Annotated in this window: 19 protein-coding genes; 6 read left to right on the plus strand and 13 right to left on the minus strand. The window is 64.7% G+C overall.

Annotated elements, in window-relative coordinates:
• Positions 1 to 24 precede the first annotated feature (24 nt).
• Both ileS and ACYJ11_RS06265 read right to left on the minus strand, forming a co-directional pair.
• Positions 25 to 3,228 (minus strand): isoleucine--tRNA ligase, encoded by a 3,204-nt coding sequence (ileS, locus tag ACYJ11_RS06260; protein WP_461647118.1) that lies wholly within the window; start codon positions 3,226 to 3,228, stop codon positions 25 to 27.
• 52 nt (positions 3,229 to 3,280) lie between these two features.
• Complete coding sequence (locus tag ACYJ11_RS06265) at positions 3,281 to 3,472, minus strand: DUF4177 domain-containing protein (protein WP_049944667.1); 192 nt, start codon at positions 3,470 to 3,472, stop codon at positions 3,281 to 3,283.
• 102 nt (positions 3,473 to 3,574) lie between these two features.
• On the opposite strand from ACYJ11_RS06265, the gene ACYJ11_RS06270 reads away from it, so the two are divergent.
• Genes ACYJ11_RS06270 through ACYJ11_RS06280 form a run of 3 tightly spaced genes read left to right on the plus strand, consistent with a single transcriptional unit; the run spans position 3,575 to position 5,432 of the window.
• Entirely contained in the window at positions 3,575 to 4,198 is a 624-nt protein-coding gene (locus tag ACYJ11_RS06270) for a uracil-DNA glycosylase (RefSeq protein ID WP_461647119.1), read from the plus strand.
• Positions 4,199 to 4,232: 34 nt separating this feature from the next.
• Positions 4,233 to 4,661, plus strand: a complete 429-nt coding sequence (locus ACYJ11_RS06275; protein WP_461647120.1) for an HIT family protein — start codon at positions 4,233 to 4,235, stop codon at positions 4,659 to 4,661.
• Between the two features lie 42 nt (positions 4,662 to 4,703).
• Positions 4,704 to 5,432, plus strand: a complete 729-nt coding sequence (locus tag ACYJ11_RS06280; RefSeq protein ID WP_461647121.1) for a ParA family protein — start codon at positions 4,704 to 4,706, stop codon at positions 5,430 to 5,432.
• Here the strand turns inward: ACYJ11_RS06280 and ACYJ11_RS06285 are convergent.
• Positions 5,429 to 5,803, minus strand: a complete 375-nt coding sequence (locus tag ACYJ11_RS06285) for a universal stress protein (RefSeq protein WP_188975650.1) — start codon at positions 5,801 to 5,803, stop codon at positions 5,429 to 5,431. The two genes, ACYJ11_RS06280 and ACYJ11_RS06285, sit on opposite strands and share 4 nt — an antisense overlap.
• A 386-nt stretch (positions 5,804 to 6,189) precedes the next feature.
• Between ACYJ11_RS06285 and ACYJ11_RS06290 the strand changes: the two genes are divergently transcribed.
• Positions 6,190 to 6,927, plus strand: coding sequence for a ribonuclease H-like domain-containing protein (locus tag ACYJ11_RS06290; protein ID WP_461647122.1), 738 nt, complete (start codon positions 6,190 to 6,192; stop codon positions 6,925 to 6,927).
• A 100-nt stretch (positions 6,928 to 7,027) separates the two neighbouring features.
• Here the strand turns inward: ACYJ11_RS06290 and ACYJ11_RS06295 are convergent, their stop codons facing one another.
• The 5 genes from ACYJ11_RS06295 to ACYJ11_RS06315 form a co-directional block, all read right to left on the minus strand.
• Positions 7,028 to 7,333: a hypothetical protein gene (locus ACYJ11_RS06295; protein ID WP_461647123.1), complete on the minus strand. Its 306-nt coding sequence runs from the start codon at positions 7,331 to 7,333 to the stop codon at positions 7,028 to 7,030.
• 149 nt (positions 7,334 to 7,482) lie between these two features.
• Complete coding sequence (locus tag ACYJ11_RS06300; RefSeq protein ID WP_461647124.1) at positions 7,483 to 7,650, minus strand: DUF7837 family putative zinc-binding protein; 168 nt, start codon at positions 7,648 to 7,650, stop codon at positions 7,483 to 7,485.
• A gap of 60 nt (positions 7,651 to 7,710) precedes the next feature.
• A complete protein-coding gene (locus tag ACYJ11_RS06305; RefSeq protein ID WP_421640749.1) occupies positions 7,711 to 7,992 on the minus strand; it encodes a DUF3006 domain-containing protein in 282 nt (93 codons plus the stop codon).
• A complete protein-coding gene (locus ACYJ11_RS06310; protein WP_461647125.1) occupies positions 7,992 to 9,440 on the minus strand; it encodes a lamin tail domain-containing protein in 1,449 nt (482 codons plus the stop codon). Before ACYJ11_RS06310 ends, ACYJ11_RS06305 begins: the two co-directional genes overlap by 1 nt.
• A gap of 98 nt (positions 9,441 to 9,538) precedes the next feature.
• Positions 9,539 to 10,171: a rhomboid family intramembrane serine protease gene (locus ACYJ11_RS06315; RefSeq protein WP_461647126.1), complete on the minus strand. Its 633-nt coding sequence runs from the start codon at positions 10,169 to 10,171 to the stop codon at positions 9,539 to 9,541.
• 92 nt (positions 10,172 to 10,263) lie between these two features.
• Between ACYJ11_RS06315 and ACYJ11_RS06320 the strand changes: the two genes are divergently transcribed.
• Together ACYJ11_RS06320 and ACYJ11_RS06325 are read left to right on the plus strand one after the other, a co-directional pair.
• A complete protein-coding gene (locus tag ACYJ11_RS06320) occupies positions 10,264 to 10,554 on the plus strand; it encodes a hypothetical protein (RefSeq protein ID WP_461647127.1) in 291 nt (96 codons plus the stop codon).
• 8 nt (positions 10,555 to 10,562) lie between these two features.
• On the plus strand, positions 10,563 to 11,012 hold the full coding sequence (locus ACYJ11_RS06325) for a GIY-YIG nuclease family protein (protein WP_461647128.1): 450 nt from the start codon (positions 10,563 to 10,565) through the stop codon (positions 11,010 to 11,012).
• Here ACYJ11_RS06325 and leuS read toward each other — a convergent pair whose 3' ends face one another.
• From leuS to ACYJ11_RS06350, 5 genes are all read right to left on the minus strand, one after another.
• Entirely contained in the window at positions 11,013 to 13,691 is a 2,679-nt protein-coding gene (leuS, locus tag ACYJ11_RS06330) for a leucine--tRNA ligase (RefSeq protein WP_461647129.1), read from the minus strand.
• Positions 13,692 to 13,827: 136 nt separating this feature from the next.
• Positions 13,828 to 14,874, minus strand: coding sequence for an ABC transporter permease (locus ACYJ11_RS06335; RefSeq protein WP_461647377.1), 1,047 nt, complete (start codon positions 14,872 to 14,874; stop codon positions 13,828 to 13,830).
• Positions 14,875 to 14,884: 10 nt separating this feature from the next.
• Positions 14,885 to 16,165, minus strand: coding sequence for an ABC transporter permease (locus ACYJ11_RS06340; protein ID WP_461647130.1), 1,281 nt, complete (start codon positions 16,163 to 16,165; stop codon positions 14,885 to 14,887).
• Positions 16,162 to 17,718, minus strand: coding sequence for an ABC transporter ATP-binding protein (locus ACYJ11_RS06345; protein ID WP_461647131.1), 1,557 nt, complete (start codon positions 17,716 to 17,718; stop codon positions 16,162 to 16,164). The genes ACYJ11_RS06340 and ACYJ11_RS06345 overlap by 4 nt, the downstream gene beginning before the upstream one ends.
• A 172-nt stretch (positions 17,719 to 17,890) precedes the next feature.
• Positions 17,891 to 19,054 carry a BMP family lipoprotein gene (locus ACYJ11_RS06350; protein ID WP_461647132.1) on the minus strand — a complete coding sequence of 388 codons (1,164 nt, stop codon included), beginning with the start codon at positions 19,052 to 19,054 and terminating at the stop codon, positions 17,891 to 17,893.
• Positions 19,055 to 19,188: the final 134 nt, after the last annotated feature.

Consider the following 19,188-nt stretch of genomic DNA (forward strand, 5'->3'; position numbering starts at 1 on the left):
GGCTGCCGCTGGTCGCGTGCCGGGCTAATCCGACGCTTCGGCGGCCGCGACCGGAGCAATCGCAATCTCCATCTCAGTTCCTTCGACCTCCCACGTCTTGCGGTGGCCGTCCTCGACGCCGCCGAGTTCGTCGGCGCGGACCTCCTCTTTGATGAGGCCCTCGTGCTCTCTGACGAGCGAATCGACGCGCTCGTCGTCGATAGCCAGATCCACGACAATCCGCTCCTCGATGTCCAGTTCGAGGTCCTTGCGCATCTCCTGGACCCGGCGGATGACTTCGCGGGCGTACCCCTCGCTCTCGATGTCTTCGGTCAGCGCCGTGTCGACGTAGACGACGCCGCCGCCGTCGAGCGCGGCGAACTCCGTTCCGGTGACGCCCTCGGGCGTCTCGCGGCGGAACTCGACCATCTCCTCGGTGAGGTTGATCTCCTCACCGAGTGCGTCGCTCACTGTGCCTTCGAGGGTACCGAGTGACTGCTCTGCGACGCGGGCATCGTTGAGCGCGTTCATCACGCGGCCGGCATCGTCGCCGAAGGCCGGACCGAGTTCGCTCATGTCGGCCTCGGCAGAGTACTGGAGTTCGCCCCACTCGTCGTCAGCGCCGACGACCTCGACGGCGCGGGCGTTGAGTCGGTCGGCGATGATTGCTTCCTGAGCGCGAACGGCGTCGGCCACGTCGTCGCTGTCCACGTCGACGACGACGCGGGTGACGGGCCAGCGGAGCTTACGCTCGGCCTGCTGGCGGGCGTTCGAGCCCGCTTCCTCGACCTCGCGGACGACTTCGATTTCCCGTTCGAGCGCCGGGTCGTGCAGGTCGGCGTCGACCTCGGGCCAGTCGCACATGTGGACTGTGGGGTGGCCGGCGTCGCCGGTGAGCGCGCCGTAGACCTGCTCTGCGACGAACGGCGTGAACGGGGCAAACAGTGCGGCCACGGATTCGAGTACGCGGTAGAGCGTGGCGTAGGCGGCCTGCTTCGAAGCGCTGTCTTCCTCCTCCCACATCCGCTCGCGGACGACCTGAATGTAGAACCGGGAGACGTCCTCGACGACAAACTCGAGCAGTTCGTCGACCGCCTTGTCGTTCTCGAAGTCGTCCATCGAGTCGGTCATCGCCTCGGTCACGCTCTGGAGCCGGGAGAGCACCCACTCGTCGACGAGTTCGAGGTCGTCGCGGACGTCCTCGACCGTCGTTTCCTCCGGGTCGAAGTCGTCGGCCCGCATGTACGGCAGCGGGAACCGGGCGACGTTCCAGAGGATGTTCAGTCGGCGCTGCATCTCGGCGGTTTCCTCCCACGAGAAGTTCATGTCCTCGCCCTGTGCGGTTACCGACAGCAGGAACAGCCGCATCGGGTCGCGACCGTGTTTCTCGATGACCTCGTGGGGATCGATGAGGACGCCCTTGGACTTGGACATCCCGCGGCCGTCGGGCATGTTGGCGTAGCCGTGCATCAGCACCTGATTGTACGGGATCTCGCCGGTCGCGGCGGTGCTCATGCCCAGCTGGGACCAGAACCAGCCGCGGGTCTGGTCGTGGGCCTCCATGATTAGGTCAGCAGGCCACAGCTCCTCGAAGTCCTCGGTCTGCTCGGGGTAGTTGACGGTCCCCCACGTCGCCACGGAGGAGTCGAGCCACACGTCGAACACGTCGCCGACGCGGGTGTAGGTCGTGCCGTCCTCGGTGATGGTGAGGTCGTCGACCGTGCCCTTGTGCAGATCAACGCTCTCGGGGTCGATGTCCTGGTCGACCCGCTCGGCGAGTTCCTCGCGGTCGCCGACGACGATGGCGTCGTCCATGTCACCGGACCAGTCTTCAGGGAGCCAGATGGGGATCGGAATGCCCCAGTAGCGCTGCCGCGAGACGTTCCAGTCCGGCGCGTCCTCGACGAAGTCACGGAAGCGGTTGTCGCGGGCCCACTGCGGATACCACTCGCTGTCCTCGATGTTCGCCAGCAGTTCGTCCTTGATATCCGTGACCGTGATGAACCACTGGTCAGTGACGATGCGAACGATGTCGGTGTCACAGCGCCAGCACTGCCCCTCGCGGACGGTGTGGCCTTCCTCGCTGGACAGCAGGAAGTCCTTGTCGTCAAGGTCGTCGATGACCTCGTCGTTTGCGTCCCTGACGAAGGTGCCGGCGTACTTGCCTGCTTCATCGGTGTAGACGCCGTCGGACCCGACCGGACAGAAGATTTCGAGATCGAGTTCCTGTCCGCGCTCGAAGTCCTCCTCACCGTGGCCGGGCGCGGAGTGGACGAGACCGGTGCGGTCGGCCTCGACGTAGTCGGCGGTGTACACCTGCCCGGAGCCCTCGCCCTGTGCGTGGTCCGGCACTTCCTCGGCCAGCGGGTGATCGTACGCCCAGCCGACCATCTCCTCGCCGGACAGTTGCTCGACGACCTCGTAGTCGTCGTACCGGCCGGCCTTCAGCACGTCCTCGACGCAGGCCTCGGCGAGATAGAGCCGTTCGGTGTCGCCGTCTTTCTCGGCGTCGACGCCCACGTATTCGAGGTCGCCGTCAGCAGCGACGAAGGTGTTGGCGACGATAGTCCACGGGGTCGTCGTCCAGATAACCAGACTACCCTTTTGCTCCGCCAGAGGGAATTTCACGTAAATCGAGGGCTTGCCCACGTCGTGGTACTCGACCTCGTTGTTGGCGATACCGGTCTCACACCGTGGACACTGGTTGATGGATCGCTGGCCCTGCTCGACGAGGTCGCGCTCGTGAGCCTGCTGGAAGCCCCACCAGGCGGCCTCCATGTACTCGGGATTGACCGTTTTGTACGGGTCGTCCCAGTCCATCCAGACGCCGAAGTCCTGAAAGTCCGACTGGAGACCCTCTAACTGCTCCTCGGCGAAGTCTTTGCACTCCTCGATGAAGTTCTCCTCGCCGAACTGCTCGATGTCTTTCTTGTTCTCGAAGTCCAGACGCTCCTCGACTTTCGTCTCGATGGGGAGGCCGTGCATGTCATAGCCCGGCCGGTCGGTGACGTCGTAGCCCTGCATCCGCAGGTAGCGGATGTAACAGTCCTTCAGGGTCTTGTTCCACGTCGTTCCCATGTGGGCCGCGCCGGAGGTGTAGGGCGGTCCATCGACAAAGAAGTAATCCTCGCCGTCGGCCCGGTGGGCCTTCGTCTGCTCGTAGGCGTCGACATCGTCCCAGTACTCGAAGACGCCCTCCTCGACGGCGTCGGGGTCGTACTGGTCGTCGACAGCGGCGAAACGTTCCATACCGGCACATTCGCCGCCTCCAATAAAGGACAATCGGTTGTATGTGTGCAGTTCAGCGCTCGCGCTCACGCTGGAGGAGCAAGCTGACCGTCTCGCCGGTCTTGTCCGTGAGCGGAGCGGCGACATGCCACCCCTCCGCTCCGAGTTCGTTCAATTGCTCGACCGGCGGCGTGACCTCGCCGCCGAGTCCAGCGATCATGACATCACTGTCGACCTCGATAGTGCGGTACTCGTAGGAGGGCATACAGATTCTGGAGCGGCCACCGGCGATAAACGTCTTGTGGTGGCAAGCATGCAGTACGTCGGTACCGCCACCGATTTGCCATCCACAGCCCTCACGTCGCATGTGCCAACGTTTCCGGACGAAGCGGAGCGAAACACCCTCACAGAGGACTGTCGCCGCTGCCCCGAACTCGCCGACAGTCGGGCCTGTATCTCGTGGGGCAACGGTCCGCTGGACGCCGACCTCGTGGTGGTCGGCGAGGCCCCAGCCGAGGGCGACCCCGAGGCCGAGAAGTGGCGGGGAGGCAACCTGACCGGCATGGCCTACACCTCGCGGCACTCCGGCCGGAAAATCCGGGGAGTGCTCGCCGACGCCGGGTTCGGTCACGACGACTGCTACTACACCAACGCCGTGAAGTGCCACCCGCCGGGGAACCGCGACCCGACCGATGCGGAACTAGCGAACTGCCGGCCATACCTCGTCAGAGAAGTCGAGGCGGTCGAGCCGACAGCGGTCGTGACGACCGGGAAACACGCGACGAAGACCGTACTGGCGCTGGACGATGCAACCCTCGACGGTTTCCTCAATAGCGTGCTCGACCCCCGTCGGAGCGACGCGCTCGGCGTTCCCGTGGTTCCGCTCCTCCACCCGTCGTATCAGGAGGTCTGGCTCTCACGGCTGGACTACGACCACGAGGGGTACGTCGACGCTATCACAGACGCGGTCGCCGGTATCAGCGACACCTAGAACCTTCTTGTGACCGCCGGACGCAGGGATGACCATGAGCGAGGACTGCATCTTCTGTCAGATCGTTGCCGGCGACATCCCCGGCCGCACCGTCTACGAGGACGACACCGTGCTGGCGTTTCTGGACGCCAACCCCCTCTCGCCGGGCCATACGCTGGTCATCCCGAAGGCCCACCACGAGCGGCTGAACGACACGCCCGCCGATGTAGCGGGGGAGGTCATGTCGACCCTACACGAACTCGTCCCCGCCGTCGAGGCTGCTGTCGACGCCCCCGCCAGCACGGTCGCGTTCAACAACGGCGAGGTGGCCGGACAGGAGGTCCCTCACGTCCATGGCCACATCGTCCCACGCTTCGAGGACGACGGCGGCCGACCGATCCACGCGCTGGTCACCGACCGCCCCGACCTCTCTGACGACGAACTGGACGCCATCGAGTCGGACATCGTGGCCGAGCAGGCGTAACATTCCGTATCCTTTTATCGAAAGATACGCCAACAGCGACGCATGGGGGTTTCGACGCTCGCGTTCGTCGGGTGTACCGGTGGGGCTGGAACGACCAGGCTGACAGTCGAGACGGCGGCGACGCTGGCCCGGGGCGGGCGGTCCGTCGCCGTCGTCGACGCGGCCTTCGGCACGCAGGGGTTGGCAACGTACGTCGAGGGGCGACTCGACGCCGACGTGACCGCGGTGGCCGTCGGCGACGCGTCGGTCGACGACGCGCTGTTCGAGTGGGATATCGACGCCGACGGGCGGGTCGCGTTCTGTCCAGCCCACGCGCCGTTCGAGCGCCTCGCTCGCGCGAAGTCAGCCGAGAGCGCACAGAGGCTCGAACAGGCTCTCGAGGAGCTAGCCGGCCGGTTCGACCACGTCCTGCTCGATGTGCCACCAATCGCATCGAATCAGGCCGTCGCCGCTGCCACGACCGCACAACGGCGGGCACTCGTGGTGCCGGCCAGCCAGCGCGGTAGCGACCTGCTCCCGCGACAACAGGGCCGCCTCCGTGACATCGGCGCGCCGGCATCAGCCGCCATCGCGACCCGCGTCCACCGCGATACCGACGAATCCGTCGAGGATGCAGCACATACGGTCCCACACATCGAACCAGATGCGCATAGGCCGCTTGTAACGGTCCCAGATACCGATGTCGCCCCGACCGTCGCCGCGATGACTGAGGACCTGCTCGATGTCGACCTCGGTCTGACATTCGAGGACGACAGCCTGTTCTCCCGTTAGGGAAGCGGGAGGACGATGACGGGGCGGTCGACACGGGCGAGGAGGTTTCGGGCCGTCGACCCGATTCCGTCGCTGTCGTCGGAACCACGATGTGGGCCGATGAGGAGTTCGTCCGGGTCGTGCTCGTCGACAGCCGCCAGTATCTCCGTCACGGGCTCGCCTTCCCGTGTCTCCGTTGCGGGCATAAACGACGCGAGCCGCGAGCGGGCGACGTTGACGGCGTCACCCGCGTCACGTGATGGAGCATCGGGGTCGCGGACCGCGACCACGACGATGTCGTCGTCACCTGCCGGGTCGAGCCGGTGCTGGAGGTAGTCAGCGGCGGCCGCGGTGACGTGAACCGAGCTTGTGGCGAGCAGAAACGTCGTCATGGACGACTCTGTGGCGTCGCTCGGCTTCGGGCTTTCGTTCGTCAGCAACGCACCAAGGACAACTATACAGGTAGCAACAGAATCGCGGGCGTAGCATACACATAGTGAGTGGCTACTCATACACGGGACTCCTTGCGAAGCCATGACCCTATCCGAAACCCCGGACCCGGTACGGTTCGTCTGTCCGTTCTGTGAACGGACGTTCGACCGGCCCCAATCAGTGTGTGATAGCTGCGATAGCACAGTCGTCGTCTCCGTGGAAAGTCAATCAGTGTACGACAGCATCCTTCCGATGTGTGGACAGTAGGAGGGGTAGGACATGACGTTCCGGTCGTCTGTCACGCGCACCGACGGGCTTACATACAGCCCAACCTGTACCCGAGAGCGTGCGCGTCGAGAACAGTTTCATCGGTACCGACGGCGTCGGGGAGAAGACCGAGCAGTCCATCTGGGAGCAGGGCGTCACTCACTGGGACGAATTCGAACCGTCCGTCGTCGGCGGCCAGCGCGGCGACCGGATCCAGCAGTTCATCGACGAGGGTCGGGACCGGATCGCCGAGACCGACGTTACCTACTTCGACCATGCGTTTCCCAGCAGCGAGCGCTGGCGGTTATACGAGACCTTCCGCGACCGGGCCTGTTTCTTCGACATCGAGACGACCGGACTCGACCAGGACCGCAATCAGGTGACAACAGTGAGTCTCCATCAGGGCGGAGAAACACAGACGCTCATCGCCGGCGACGACCTGACCGCCGAGAACCTCCGGGCCGCCTTCGACGGCGCGGATCTGCTGGTGACGTTCAACGGCAAGCGCTTCGACGTGCCCTTCCTCGAAGCGAACTTCGACGTCGACCTCGACCGCCCGCATCTGGACCTGATGTACACCTGCAAGAAGATCGGACTCTCCGGCGGGCTCAAGCAGGTCGAGCAAGATATCGGTATCGAGCGGGACCGACCGGATATTTCCGGTCGGGACGCGGTACGGCTCTGGCGGGAACACGAACAGGGCCGAGACGGTGCACTCGAAACGCTGGTGTCGTACAACCGAGAGGACACGGTCAACCTCAAGACGCTGGCCGAGACCGCTACCGAGCGGCTTGATGAGCGGATTTTTGTCGGGTGATTTCAGGGACGAGAACCGTCAACACACCCCCTTTGTTTCGAGTGGAGTGGGAAAGTGTGACAGTGTTCCGTAGCGCCCTAATGAGGCCGAGCGTGTCGAGCTATCGACTCCAGAATGGCGTATGCCCGTGTCCGAAGACGATAGAAGCCATGTGCCAAGCAACGAGTTCGAGGAACAGCGCCGTATCCTGCCCTGTTCCAACGCCGTAGAGCAAGGGGAGATACAGCAGCGGCAACATGACCGCTGCCCAGAACGCAAACGGTCGGACACTGGTGAGCGTCACAGTCCAAGCCCCGCGAACCGCAAACGCGAGCGTCTCGAGATATGGACTGCGGTCCGTCGGTCGCAGTCTGTCAGCGTCGCTCTGGTGCGGAAGCGGAGGGCTATCGCCGCTCGATGACCCCACCGTCACTCCCCCTGTCTGGCCTCGGTATCATTGGTTGAATCAACAGTATACCGCACCTAATCCGTGGTCACTACACAGATAGGCGACTGCGCCAGCGTGTCTATGTGTATTTACCCCTCCGTTCACTGTCATGTCTGTTCGGAAAGGAATTACACTGGATTCACGGCGCCCCCACAATCCGGACACGTGGCGAGCATCCGCGGCCAGTCGCCGTCCGTGTCGTACGCGATGACGAGATTCGCCGCGGGAATCGTCACGTCACAGGCCGGACACCTCCCCAGCGGTGGGTCGGCTGTTTCTATGTCACTGCTCCACATACACAGAGCTACGCACTCAGGACATATTGTTACCAGCCACCTACGGAGTGTACGGCAGTCTTAGGTGTCGTCGTCCTGCGGCGGCCGCTTCGATAACCGGTCAAACCGACGCTGGGCCTCGCTCGCCCGGTCGGCGGTTTCCTCCGGTTCAGGGCTTACATCCGCGAGCGCCGAGTCCGCAACGGTGATCTCCAAAACCACGTCGGCCGTCCGCGCATCGGCCGGCAGTTCGGTCGCCTCAATGTCGAGGGCGGACAGTCCGTCCTCGGTGTCTACTTCCAGCGTGGCGATGCCGTTCTCGATTCGGTCGACAATGGCGGTGTAGGTTCCGTCAGGTAGCATCAGTAACTCCGTTCCAGTACGGTCTCGTTGTTGGCATCGATCACGGTCACAGTGTCGCCGCCGTTGTTCCATATCGGACGCTCCGACCCCCAGTAAAGATCGGTGTCCGTGTCGGTACCGCTGCCGGTGTGGAGGGTCACGGTCTCGTCCGGGCCGAGCGTGAATCCGTCGGGGACGGTGTAGGTGTGGTCGGCTTCGTCACTGACCGTCCAGCCGCCCATGTCCAGCGGCTCCGCACCCGCGTTCCGGAACACGACGTACTCGTCGTTGAGGTTGTCCCAATCGTCGCCCGCCGCATCAGCGTGGACCCGGTCGATGATCAGGTCGCCGCTCGTGTTCTCGGTGGGCGTTCCACCGTCGGTCACGGCTGGCGTGTCGGTCGCGGCCGGCGTATCAGTCCGTGGGGACGAGCGGGGCAGGTAGGTCGCTCGCTGGGTAACCGGTTCGGTCGTACCCGGCGAAATCGGGTCCCCGAATCGCAGTGACAGCGGGTCCGTCGGCGCTGCCCGCTGCGTGCTGACGGTCACGGCAGTCCCGTTGCTGGTCAGGACGGTATCCCCGTGGGTGGCGGTCCAGTACGTCGGAACCGAGCGCGCCGAAAGCCGCTGGAGGGTCTCGTTGTCCGGGTGGCCGTACTGCGAGTCGTAGGCGCTCGATACCACGACCGTCCGGGGGCTGGCGGCGTCCAGCAGCGACCCGCTCGTGCTTGATGCGCTGCCGTGGTGACCGGCTTTTAACACAGTGGACCCGAGTGTCGCTCCGTAGGTATCGACGAGATACGCCTCCTGGTCGTCCTCCGCATCGCCGGTAAAGAGGAAGCTCGTCTCGCCGTGCTCGATCCGGAGGACGATGCTGTTCTCGTTTCGGGCTCCGTTTTCGAGATAGGGGTCCGGCGGGCCGAGTACGGTCGTCTCGACGCCGGAGAACCTGATCCGGTCGCCCTCGCGCGTCTCGTACAGCGTCACGTTGTGGGCTTCGACGGCGTCGAGGTACCGCTCGTAGGTCTGCGTGCTCGCGGCGATACCGGGGTCGTACACCGCACCGACGCCGTTTTTCTCGGTCTCGTAGTGCCTGATGACGGCCGCGTTACCGCCGATGTGGTCGGCATCGTTGTGCGAGACGACGAAGTGGTCGATGCGGTCGATGCCCTGTCGGTCGAGATACTGCAGGACGTACTCGCCGTCGTCGGTGAAGTCCCCAGAGTCGATGAGCATCGTCTCGTTGTCGGGACTGACCAGCACGGTCGCCACTGACTGGCCGACGTTGATGAAGTGGACCTCTAGCGTCCCGTTCGCCGCGGCCGGCGAGGAGGCATCCGGCGTCGCCGTCTCGGTCGCGGTCGGCGAGTTCGTGCCACCGTCCACCCCGTTGGCCACGAACCCGCCACAGCCAGCAAGCACCAGCAGTACTGCGACGATCAGGGCGGCAACCCCGCGACTCTGTACCATTCCGTCTATCTACGTGGCCGAGTTATTTGGTATCACCTACCAACTACGTACCACGGGACAGGGCGTGTTGTCGCTATCTCCGAATGACCGTACGCTGTTCAGTAGTTCGCGGCCTCGGGCGTCTGCGGCGAGTCCGTCGGCCGCAGCAGGTGGACGCGGCCCGCAAGGAACCCGAGCAAGAGGCCGGTGAAGTGTGCGATAAGCGCGACACCGGGATTTGCGGTCGCAAGCGTGATCGCGGTGGCGACGACGCCGGCCAGCGCTAACTGGACGCGCGGCGCGAGTTCGAAACCCCCGATGACGGTGTCAGTCAGGCGATTGGCGGCGAGCAGATAGCCAAAGAGGCCAAACACCGCGCCGCTGGCCCCGAGGACGGAGACGTGGCTGACCATTCCGGGAACGAACGGGCCGACGAGACTGGCTATCGAGACCTGCGAAACCCCGGCGAGTGCGCCGGTCGAAACGAAGAAGGCGTGGAACCGGAGCGGCGAGGTCTGGCGTTCGAGGACGACACCGGCGAGCGCCAATCCGACAGCATTTGCAAGAAGATGCGACAGGCCGGCGTGTGCGTACACACTGGTGACGAGCGTCCAGGGGCGACTGAACAGCGGCGGGGAGAGGGCGAACAGACTCCGCGGGGCGGTCACCACGCCGACGGCCTGCTGTGCGAGGAACACAGCACCGATGACCGCCAGCGTGACCACGGTCGGGCTTTGTCGCAGCGGCTTCATTGTGCCGATATTGTCGCTCTCGACACAAGAAACGCTCGGACACCCCGAACCGTTGCAGAACGCATACGTGGCAGCGTGGCGTTACGTCGCATATGTCCGAACTGACCGACACCCTCACTGCGGCGTTCGCAGACGAGACCGACGACGAAATCGCACAGGCAGCCGCCGAGAACATCGCCGACTTTGCCGAGGAGTACGACGAGGACCTGACGAGCGACCGCGTCACTGACCTGCTCGCGGCCGCGCCCTACGATGGATTTCAGCGCCGGTTCAACTGGATCGTCGGCGAACTCGCCGCCGAGAACGAGGACTGCACCGACTCCCGAGCGTTCCGTATCGACGGGTTCGGCGAACTCGCCGCCGACCCGGACATCGGGACCTGATCGGGTGCATGCCTGGCGGCACCTACACGCTGGTACTCGAACGGGGCACCAGCGGGTCGATTGCAGTCGGCGCGCTTGGTGAAATCACGTTCCCGGCAGGCTGGTACGCCTACACCGGGAGCGCGCTGGGCAGCGGCGGCTTCGGCCGCATCGACCGCCACCGCGCGGTCGCCGCCGGCGACAACGACACCCGGCACTGGCACATCGACTACCTGCTCGGTGACGCGGCGACGACCGTCGAACAAGTCGTGACGACCGAGGCCGACATCGAATGCGCCGTCGCCAAGCGACTCGACGGTCCGACAGCGGCGGGGTTCGAGGGTATCGACGCCTTCGGCTGTTCTGATTGTGACTGTCGTTCCCACCTGATACACCACAAGCAGCGGGAGACGCTGGTCGATGCGGTGACTGCTGCCCACGAGGCCGCTCAAGAAGAGACAGCAACCACGACCGAGTAGTCAGGAGATGTGAATCGCGGGCTTGTTCGGTCGCGCTTTGGCCGCGAGGTCGTCGTCGGGCGTGGCCCGCCGGACGACGACGTCACAGCCGAACTCATCTTCGAACAGCCACGCGGCCTGCTGGAGCGTGTCGAGTTCGCGCCCGCCGTCGATAATCGGTTCGAGCCCTGCCCCACGGTCGGCCAGTCGGTCGGCGAACTCGGCGGCTGTGTCGCCGTGCTGTTTGATCTCTTCGTCGGCCATGATTTCACCGACGATGGCGTCGTCGGGGTCCGACTCGCGGGCGATCTCGTAGGCCCGGTACTTCCAGTCGGCGGCGACGACGAGTTCGATCTCGTTCGGTTCGTCGATGTCGACGACCTCCGTGATCTCACGCACGTCGTCGAGCGTCCGCCGGACTACCTGCCGCTCGATGCGGTAGTCGTCCACGTCCCGGAGCGGCTCCGGCCACCGGCTCTCGGCGACGAGGCCATCCTCGTCGAGCAGTTGCCACATCTCCTCGGCGAGGAACGGTGCGATAGGTGCGACTAAGCCGGCGAGCACCCGCAGACCCCGGCCGTAGGCGAACTGATACGGGCGGTCGTAACCCGCGTAGCGCCCCAGTAGCCGGGCGAAGCGCTGTATCTCGCCGATGACGCGGTGGAAACGGAAGCGGTCGTACTCCTCGGTGACAGCCGCGATTGTCCGGTCGATTTCCCGCTCCAGGTACGCGTCGTGGTCGGTGCTCCCGGTCCGTGTCTCCGTTCGGTCAGTGTATTCCGTGACAAGGCGATACAGTGTCTGCTGGAAGTCGTAGGCCGTCGAGACATCCTTCACCGTCCACTCGAAGTCCTGCGAGGGGTGGGCCGCCGAGAGGACGAACAGCCGCGTCGTTTCGGCCCCGTACTCGTGGGGCGCGATGTCGTTGCCCTTCGATTTGGACATCTTCTCGCCACCGTGGAGCACCGTGCCCTGATTGATTAGCCGCTCGACCGGTTCTTCGCGGTCAAGCAGACCGATGTCCGAGAGCGCCCGGGCAAAAAAGCGGATGTACAGCAGGTGGAGGACGGCGTGTTCTTCGCCGCCGACGTACACGTCTACCGGGAGCCACTCGTCGGCAGTCGCCTGGTCGAAGGGCGCTGATTCGAAGTGCGGCGACAGGTAGCGCAGGAAGTACCACGAGGAGTCGACGAAGGTGTCCATCGTGTCCGTCTCCCGCACCGCGTCGGCCCCGCAGTCGGGACAGCTCGTTTGCTTCCACTCCTCGGCCGCATCGAGGGGATTACCCGTCATCTGGACGTAGTCGGGCAGTTCCACCGGGAGGTCGTCTTCCGGAACTGGGACGTGGCCGCAGTCGTCGCAGTGGACAATAGGAATCGGCGTCCCCCAGTAGCGCTGCCGCGAGATGAGCCAGTCCCGCAGGCGGTAGGTCACCGCGGACTCGGCGGCCTCGTGTTCTTGCAGGCGCTCGCGGGCAGCGGAGCTGGCGAGACCGTCGTACTCGCCGCTGCTCGTGAGCATCCCGTCACCGGTGTACGGAGCGTGGGGGAGGTCCGTCCCACTGCCGTCGACCGGTTCGACAGCCTGCTCGACGGGCAGGCCGTGTTCGTCGGCGAAGGCGTGGTCCTGCTCGTTGTGGGCCGGGACGCCCATGACCGCGCCTGTGCCAACATCGTCCAGTACGTACGCGGCGACGTACACCGGGAGTTCCTCGCCGGTGTACGGGTGAGTCGCGGTGAGGTCCGTCTCGATACCGCTCATCCCGGCGTCGTCCGTATTTGCTACGGATTCCACGTACTCGGCGATATCGTCGTCCTCGTCGGCCAGTGTTCGCGCGAGGTCGTGGCCCGGCGACAGCGCCAGATACGTCGCGCCGTACACCGTATCGAGCCGCGTCGTGAACGCCTCGACGATTTCGTGGTCGCCGTGGCCGACGGTAAACGAGACGCGAGCGCCCTCCTGGCGGCCGATCCAGTTGCGCTGGCTGTCCCGAACGCCGTCGGGCCACCCCTCAAGGTCGTCCAGCCCGTGATACAGCTCCTCGGCGTAGTCGGTGATGGCGAAGAACCACTGGTCGAGGTCGCGCTGCTCGACGCCGGTCCCGCAACGCCAGCAGACGCCGCCGCCGTGGGTGTGGCTGTGGCCGGTGTTGGCGGTCGTCCCGCCCTCGTCTGCTTCCGGGGGCGTTTCGACCTGCGCGTCGGCAAGCACCGTCTCGCAGTCCGGACACCAGTTCACCGTCGCCGCGCCGTAGTCCACCAGCCCCGCGTCGTAGAACTGGGTGAACAGCCACTGGTTCCACTGATAGTATTCGGGGTCACAGGTGGTTATCTCCCGGGACCAGTCGTACCCAAACCCCATCTCCCGGAGGTCGTCTTTCATCTGGGCGATACACGTCCGGGTCCAGGACTCGGGGTCCGTGTCCCGCTCGTAGGCCGCGTTCTCCGCCGGCAGGCCGAACGCGTCCCACCCCATCGGGTGAAGCACATCGTCTCCGCCCATCCGCCGATATCGGGCGTACGCATCGGTGATGGCGTAGTTCCGGATGTGTCCCATGTGCAACGAGCCGGAGGTATAGGGGAACATCCCCAGCACGTACGTCGGGTCGTCGGCGTCAGTGGAGCATTCGAAGACTCCGTCTCGCTCCCAGGCCTGCTGCCAGTACTCTTGAACCCGGGCGTGGTCATATCGGCGCGACATTTGCTACCTCGTCCTGTGCCTGCCGCGCACATGAGTGTTCGGCTAGGGAAGGCGGCTGGTCCCGATTGGACTGCTTCTGTTCGAATTTGATCCGCTCCTGCGGGCAGAAACAAGTCCAGAGAAAGTTGTTCCTAGTTCATTCCTCGCCGGACTCGTAGTGCTCGCCAGCGGCTTCGGGCAGGCGGGTCTTCCCCACCAGCGCGAGGACGACAATGACGGCGACGAACGGAATCGTCTGGACCAGCGAATCGGGGACGGCGATCACATCGGCCGTCTGGAGGCGCAACTGGACGGCGTCGAGCCCGGCAAACAGCGTGGTCGACAGCAGGGCACCGACCGGGTTGTAGTTGCCGAACAGATAGGCGACGATGGCGATGAACCCCTTGCCGTTGACCATCGTCGGCCCGTTGCCGGTGAACTGGCCGATGTTGATCGCCAGCGCGGCCCCACCCATCCCCGAGAGAACACCGGAGAGGAGCACGGCTGCGTAGCGGACGCGGGACACGTCGACGCCGGCGGTGTCCAGCGCCTTCGGGTTCTCGCCGGCGGCCCGGACCCAGCGGCCGAAGGTCGTGCGGTTCAGCACGTACCACGACGCCGCCACGGCGAGGAACATGATGTACACCGCGGGCGAGGCGTCGAACAGCGCGCCGAAGAACGGAATATCGGCCAGCGCCGGGACCGTTATCGTATCGAAGGTGCCGACGTTACTGGTGTTTGGCCCGCCGTAGAACACCTGTGAGGCGAACGGCGCGAGGCCGAGCGCGATGAGCCAGACGGCCAGACCGGCGATGATCTGGTCGGCGCGGAACTCGATACAGACGACGGCGAACACGGCAGCGAGCAGCGTCGAGGCAACGATGCCGATGAGGAACCCGAGCCACAGCGAACCGGTGGCGTCGGCTCCGAAGATGGCTGCGAAGGCCGAGATGATGAGCAGCCCTTCGAGCCCGATATTGATGATCCCGCTCTTCTCGGCGAAGATGCCGCCAAGCGCGGCCAGCACAATCGGGACCGAGAGCCGCAGCGTCGAGGACAGCGTCGATTTCGAGGCCAGCACCCAGAATATCTGTCCGGGGGTCGATGCCGGCGCGAAGAGGCCGAACCCGGCAAGCACGGCCAGTGTGAGGAACGCCGCGGCGGCGATGAACAGCCGGCCTGACGCCGATAAGAGTCGATCCATGGCGCTGTCGTCAGTCATCAGCACCACCTCCCGCGGTCGCGGTGGCCGGACTGTCGGGCTCGCGTGTTGCGAGCCGCCGGCCGATGATACGGAAGAACTCCGGCATCGCGACGAACAGAATGATAAGTCCCCGGAGGACGCCGACCAGCTGTGGCGGCACGTTGGTCGCGAACGCCACCACGTTCGAGCCGGACTTGAGGACGCCAAAGAGGAGCGCGGCGAAGACGGCCCCAATGGGGTTGTTGCCGGCAAGGATAGAGACGGTGATCCCGTCGAAGCCGTAGCTCGGGATACCGGTCTGGAACTTCCCGAGCGTCATCATCACGAACACAGCCCCGCCGATACCGCCGAGCGCGCCCGACAGCGTCAGCGACTTCAGGATGGTCCGGGCGGAGTCGACGCCGCCGTACTCCGCGGCCGCGGGCTGGATGCCAGCGGTCCGCAGGTCGTAGCCGAAGGCCGTGTGTTCGAGCAGGTAGTAGACACCGCCGACGAACACGAGCGCAATCAGGAGCGCGAGCAAGGAGAAGTCCGTCCGCGGGTCGAACAGGATCGAGGGGAACTGCCCCTCAACGGGCAGTGTTCGGGTCTGTGTCGCCTGACTCGTCGGGTCGGCGAAGTGGTTCCGGACGAGATACAGCGAGACCCGGACAGCGACGAAGTTGAGCATGATAGTGGTAATTACCTCGTTCGCGTCGGCGTAGGCTTTCAACGCACCGGGTATCGCACCGTAGAGGCCGCCGCCGATCGCGCCAGCGAGCAGCCCGAGCGGAATAAACAAGACGAGTGCGATCGTCCCAGAGACGAGCGAGCCGGCCCATAGCACCGTCAGTGCGGCCGCCAGCGCACCGATGATAAGCTGGCCCTGTGTCCCGATGTTGAAGATGCCAGCACGGAACGCTAAGGCTACCGAAAGCCCGGTAAACACCAGTATCGTCGTCTCGCGTAGCGTCGCCGCGAACTGCGCGTTCAGCGGCGACCAGCCGCCGGCGAAGGGATCGCCCAGCGCGCCGAGAAACAGCCGGTTAAACACGTAGAACGGGTCGTAACACAGCGTTGTGGAACCGAAAGTGAGTACCGGGGACCGACACGTCGCCATCAGTCCCGCGGCGGTGACGATGACCGTTCCGACGACGATAGAGAGCAACAGCGCCGAGACGGCGATGAGAATCCGCTCGCCGACCGAGGTCTGACCCAGTCTGATGAGTCGCTGTCGATACTGTGACCACCGGTCGTCCGAGTCCGGTGCCGGCGGATCGTCGCCGTTCCGCGATGGGGCGTCGTCGGTCATCGGTGACCCTCCCCGTTCGCCGCAATGGTCGGGACGGCGTCAGGTTGCTGCCCGGCCATCAGCAGTCCGAGCTGTTCCTCGGTCACGCGCTCGGGGTCGACGATGTCGACGATCTCGCCCTCGTAGACGACAGCGAGACGGTCCGAGAGCGACTGGACCTCGTCGAGGTTCGAGGAGATGAGCAACACGGCCCGGCCCGCTTCGCGGAGCGCGTTGATCTGGTCGTGGATGAACTCCATCGACCCGACGTCCACGCCGCGGGTGGGGTGGGAGGCGACGACGAGACGCGGGTCCCGGGCGAACTCCCGGCCGACGACGAACTTCTGCTGGTTCCCCCCGGAGAGGGACTTGGCGTGGGCGTCGGCATCCGGCGGCCGAACGTCGTACTCTTCGATTATCTCTTCCGCGTGGTCGCGCGTGTGGTTCCAGTCGATACGCCCCTTCGAGGTGTAGTCGGCCGCGTGCTGGCTCCCCAGCAGGCCGTTCTCGACGAGGTCGAAGTCCATCACCAGTCCCCGCTCCTGTCGGTCTTCCGGGATGTAGGCCAGCCCGGCCTCGATGCGTTCCCGGCGGCTGTCGGTGGTCCGGTCGACATCGTCGTACGTGATCGTTCCCTCGTCAGGCATCTGGAGCCCGGTAATTGCCTCGACCAGTTCCGACTGGCCGTTCCCATCGACGCCAGCGATTCCGAGTACCTCACCGGCCCGGACCTCGAGCGAAATCCCGTCGACCGCGCGGACGCCCCGGTCGTCCTCCACGACGAGGTCCTCGACGTCGAGGATAGATCGGCCCGGCTCGGCTGGGTCCCGGTCGAGGTCCAGCAGCACCTCCCGGCCGACCATCATCTCGGCCAGTTCTTCCCGAGTGATGTCGTCGGCCGGCACCGTCCCGACGTTTTTCCCCTCGCGCAAGACCGTGATTTCGTCAGCAGCCTCCATCGCCTCGCCGAGCTTGTGCGTGATGAAGATAATCGTCTTGCCCTGGTCGGTCAGCTCTTCGAGGACGCGAAAGAGGTCCTCGACTTCCTGTGGCGTGAGCACTGCTGTCGGTTCGTCCAGAATCAGGACATCCGCGCCGCGGTAGAGCGCTTTGAGGATTTCGACGCGCTGCTGGACGCCGACACCGACGTCTTCGATGCGGGCGTCGGGGTCCACGTCGAACCCGTACCGCTCGGACAGTTCACGGACCTGTTTGCGGGACTGTTCGCTGTCGACTGTGAGTCCAAGCCACTTGCGGGGCTCGTTCCCAAGCGTGATGTTTTCGGTGACGGTCATCGGATCGACCAGCATGAAGTGCTGGTGGATCATACCGACACCCTCGTCGATGGCGTCGCGCGGCGAGTCGAACTGCTGTGTCTCGCCGTGCACGTTGACCGTCCCCTCGGTGGGCTGGTAGAGCCCGTAGAGGACGTTCATCAGGGTGGTTTTGCCCGCACCGTTCTCGCCGAGCAGTGCGTGAACCGTCCCCTTCTCGACCGCCAGATCGACGTCGTCATTCGCGACTACCCCCGGAAACCGCTTTGTAATACCATCGAGGTGGACGGCCTGTTCCATACTCTGAGCCGTTACCGTCCCGGTGTTTTAACTTCACGGTTCCACATGTCTGGCAAAAATATGCGGCAACTGCGTGTGTGGTCGCGGTGACTCAGACGGATTGTTGATATTATTTTCGGATAGTTCCGACCGCGGGGGCGGAACAGACGGCAAATCGCTCTAACAACCGGTCTCAGGCGTTGTCGGGGTCAGTCGGCACGCTGATGTCGCCGTCGATGATGCTCTGGCGGACCGCGGACACCTCGTCTTTGACGCCCTGTGGGATCTCCGAGCCGAGCTGCTGGCCGTACACTGCTTCGACACCGTTCTGTTCGAGGCCGAGCGTGTTCACAGCACCGCCCTCGAAGTTGTCGTTGACGACCGATTCGACCGACGTGTACACCGCGTTGTCGACGCGTTTGACCATACTCGCGAGGATGACATCGCTGAAGTCCGATTTCGTGACCGACTGGTCGCGGTCGACGCCGACTGCGAAGCGCTCCGCCTCCTGAGCCGCACGGAACACGCCAGTCCCGGTGTTACCGGCCGCGTGGTAGACGATATCCGCACCCGATTCGTACATCGAGAGGGCCGCCTCCTGCCCCCCGGAGGGGTCGTTGAAGTCGCCAACGTAGGCTGTCTGGACGTCGACGTCTTCCTCCGCGTGCTTGACGCCAGCTTTGTAGCCGGCTTCGAAGCGGCCGATGAGGTCGCCCTCGACGCCGCCGACGAAGCCGACGCTCGTGGAGTCGCTTTGCGTGGAGCCGGTGCCAGCCGAGAAGTCCTGACTGGTCAGCTTCGCGGCCATCAATCCAATGAGGAACGAGCCCTGATGCTCACCGAACACGTAGGAGCCGACGTTGTCCGCCTCGACGACGGAGTCAACGATCATGAAGTTCTGCTCGGGGTATTGGCTGGCGGTCTCCGTGAGGGCGTCCGCCTGCAGGAAGCCGATACAGCAGACGAGGTCGTAGTCCGGGTTCGAGGACTGCGCGTACTGCTGTTGGAGGCTGCCGAAGTCCTGTACTGCTTCCGGCTGAGACTCGTCGTATTCGATGTTTAGCTCGTCCGCTGATCGGATAGCGCCGGTCTGGGCCTGGTCGTTGAACGACCCGTCACCGAGTCCGCCCGTCGCGTACACCATTCCGACACGGGCGGCCGGACCGCTGTCGCCGTCGCCACCATCGCTGTCGGTGTCCCCGCCGTCACCGCCGCTGCCGTCGCCGCCATCGCCACCGAGGCATCCGGCTAACCCGATTGCAGTTGCGGTACCAACACTACTGATGAACGTGCGTCTGCGCTGTGACATGTCCCACCAGCGGTGTCGGTAGGCGTTAAAGACTTCGGTGTCGCACATTCGCCACATCGGCGACAAATCACGGCAAGGCGGGCCGATCGGCTTTCGAAACCGACGCCGCGGGCATTTTATGTACTGGGTGTGAACGGCTGGCAATGACAGTCTGGTCACGTTCACACAGCAGCAACTGGCAG

The sequence above is a fragment of the Haloarcula sp. H-GB5 genome (assembly GCF_054850705.1).

Bases quoted from the DNA above. Each gene is read 5' to 3' on its own strand.
- ACYJ11_RS06300 (WP_461647124.1), bottom strand. From the start codon at position 7,650: ATGTGGAGCAGTGACATAGAAACAGCCGACCCACCGCTGGGGAGGTGT.
- ACYJ11_RS06315 (WP_461647126.1), bottom strand. From the start codon at position 10,171: ATGAAGCCGCTGCGACAAAGCCCGACCGTGGTCACGCTGGCGGTCATC.
- ACYJ11_RS06305 (WP_421640749.1), bottom strand. From the start codon at position 7,992: ATGCTACCTGACGGAACCTACACCGCCATTGTCGACCGAATCGAGAAC.
- ACYJ11_RS06325 (WP_461647128.1), top strand. From the start codon at position 10,563: ATGCCTGGCGGCACCTACACGCTGGTACTCGAACGGGGCACCAGCGGG.
- ileS (WP_461647118.1), bottom strand. From the start codon at position 3,228: ATGGAACGTTTCGCCGCTGTCGACGACCAGTACGACCCCGACGCCGTC.
- ACYJ11_RS06265 (WP_049944667.1), bottom strand. From the start codon at position 3,472: ATGCCCTCCTACGAGTACCGCACTATCGAGGTCGACAGTGATGTCATG.
- ACYJ11_RS06340 (WP_461647130.1), bottom strand. From the start codon at position 16,165: ATGACCGACGACGCCCCATCGCGGAACGGCGACGATCCGCCGGCACCG.
- ACYJ11_RS06350 (WP_461647132.1), bottom strand. From the start codon at position 19,054: ATGTGCGACACCGAAGTCTTTAACGCCTACCGACACCGCTGGTGGGAC.
- ACYJ11_RS06285 (WP_188975650.1), bottom strand. From the start codon at position 5,803: ATGACGACGTTTCTGCTCGCCACAAGCTCGGTTCACGTCACCGCGGCC.
- ACYJ11_RS06345 (WP_461647131.1), bottom strand. From the start codon at position 17,718: ATGGAACAGGCCGTCCACCTCGATGGTATTACAAAGCGGTTTCCGGGG.
- ACYJ11_RS06320 (WP_461647127.1), top strand. From the start codon at position 10,264: ATGTCCGAACTGACCGACACCCTCACTGCGGCGTTCGCAGACGAGACC.
- ACYJ11_RS06310 (WP_461647125.1), bottom strand. From the start codon at position 9,440: ATGGTACAGAGTCGCGGGGTTGCCGCCCTGATCGTCGCAGTACTGCTG.
- ACYJ11_RS06280 (WP_461647121.1), top strand. From the start codon at position 4,704: ATGGGGGTTTCGACGCTCGCGTTCGTCGGGTGTACCGGTGGGGCTGGA.
- ACYJ11_RS06275 (WP_461647120.1), top strand. From the start codon at position 4,233: ATGAGCGAGGACTGCATCTTCTGTCAGATCGTTGCCGGCGACATCCCC.
- ACYJ11_RS06335 (WP_461647377.1), bottom strand. From the start codon at position 14,874: ATGGATCGACTCTTATCGGCGTCAGGCCGGCTGTTCATCGCCGCCGCG.
- leuS (WP_461647129.1), bottom strand. From the start codon at position 13,691: ATGTCGCGCCGATATGACCACGCCCGGGTTCAAGAGTACTGGCAGCAG.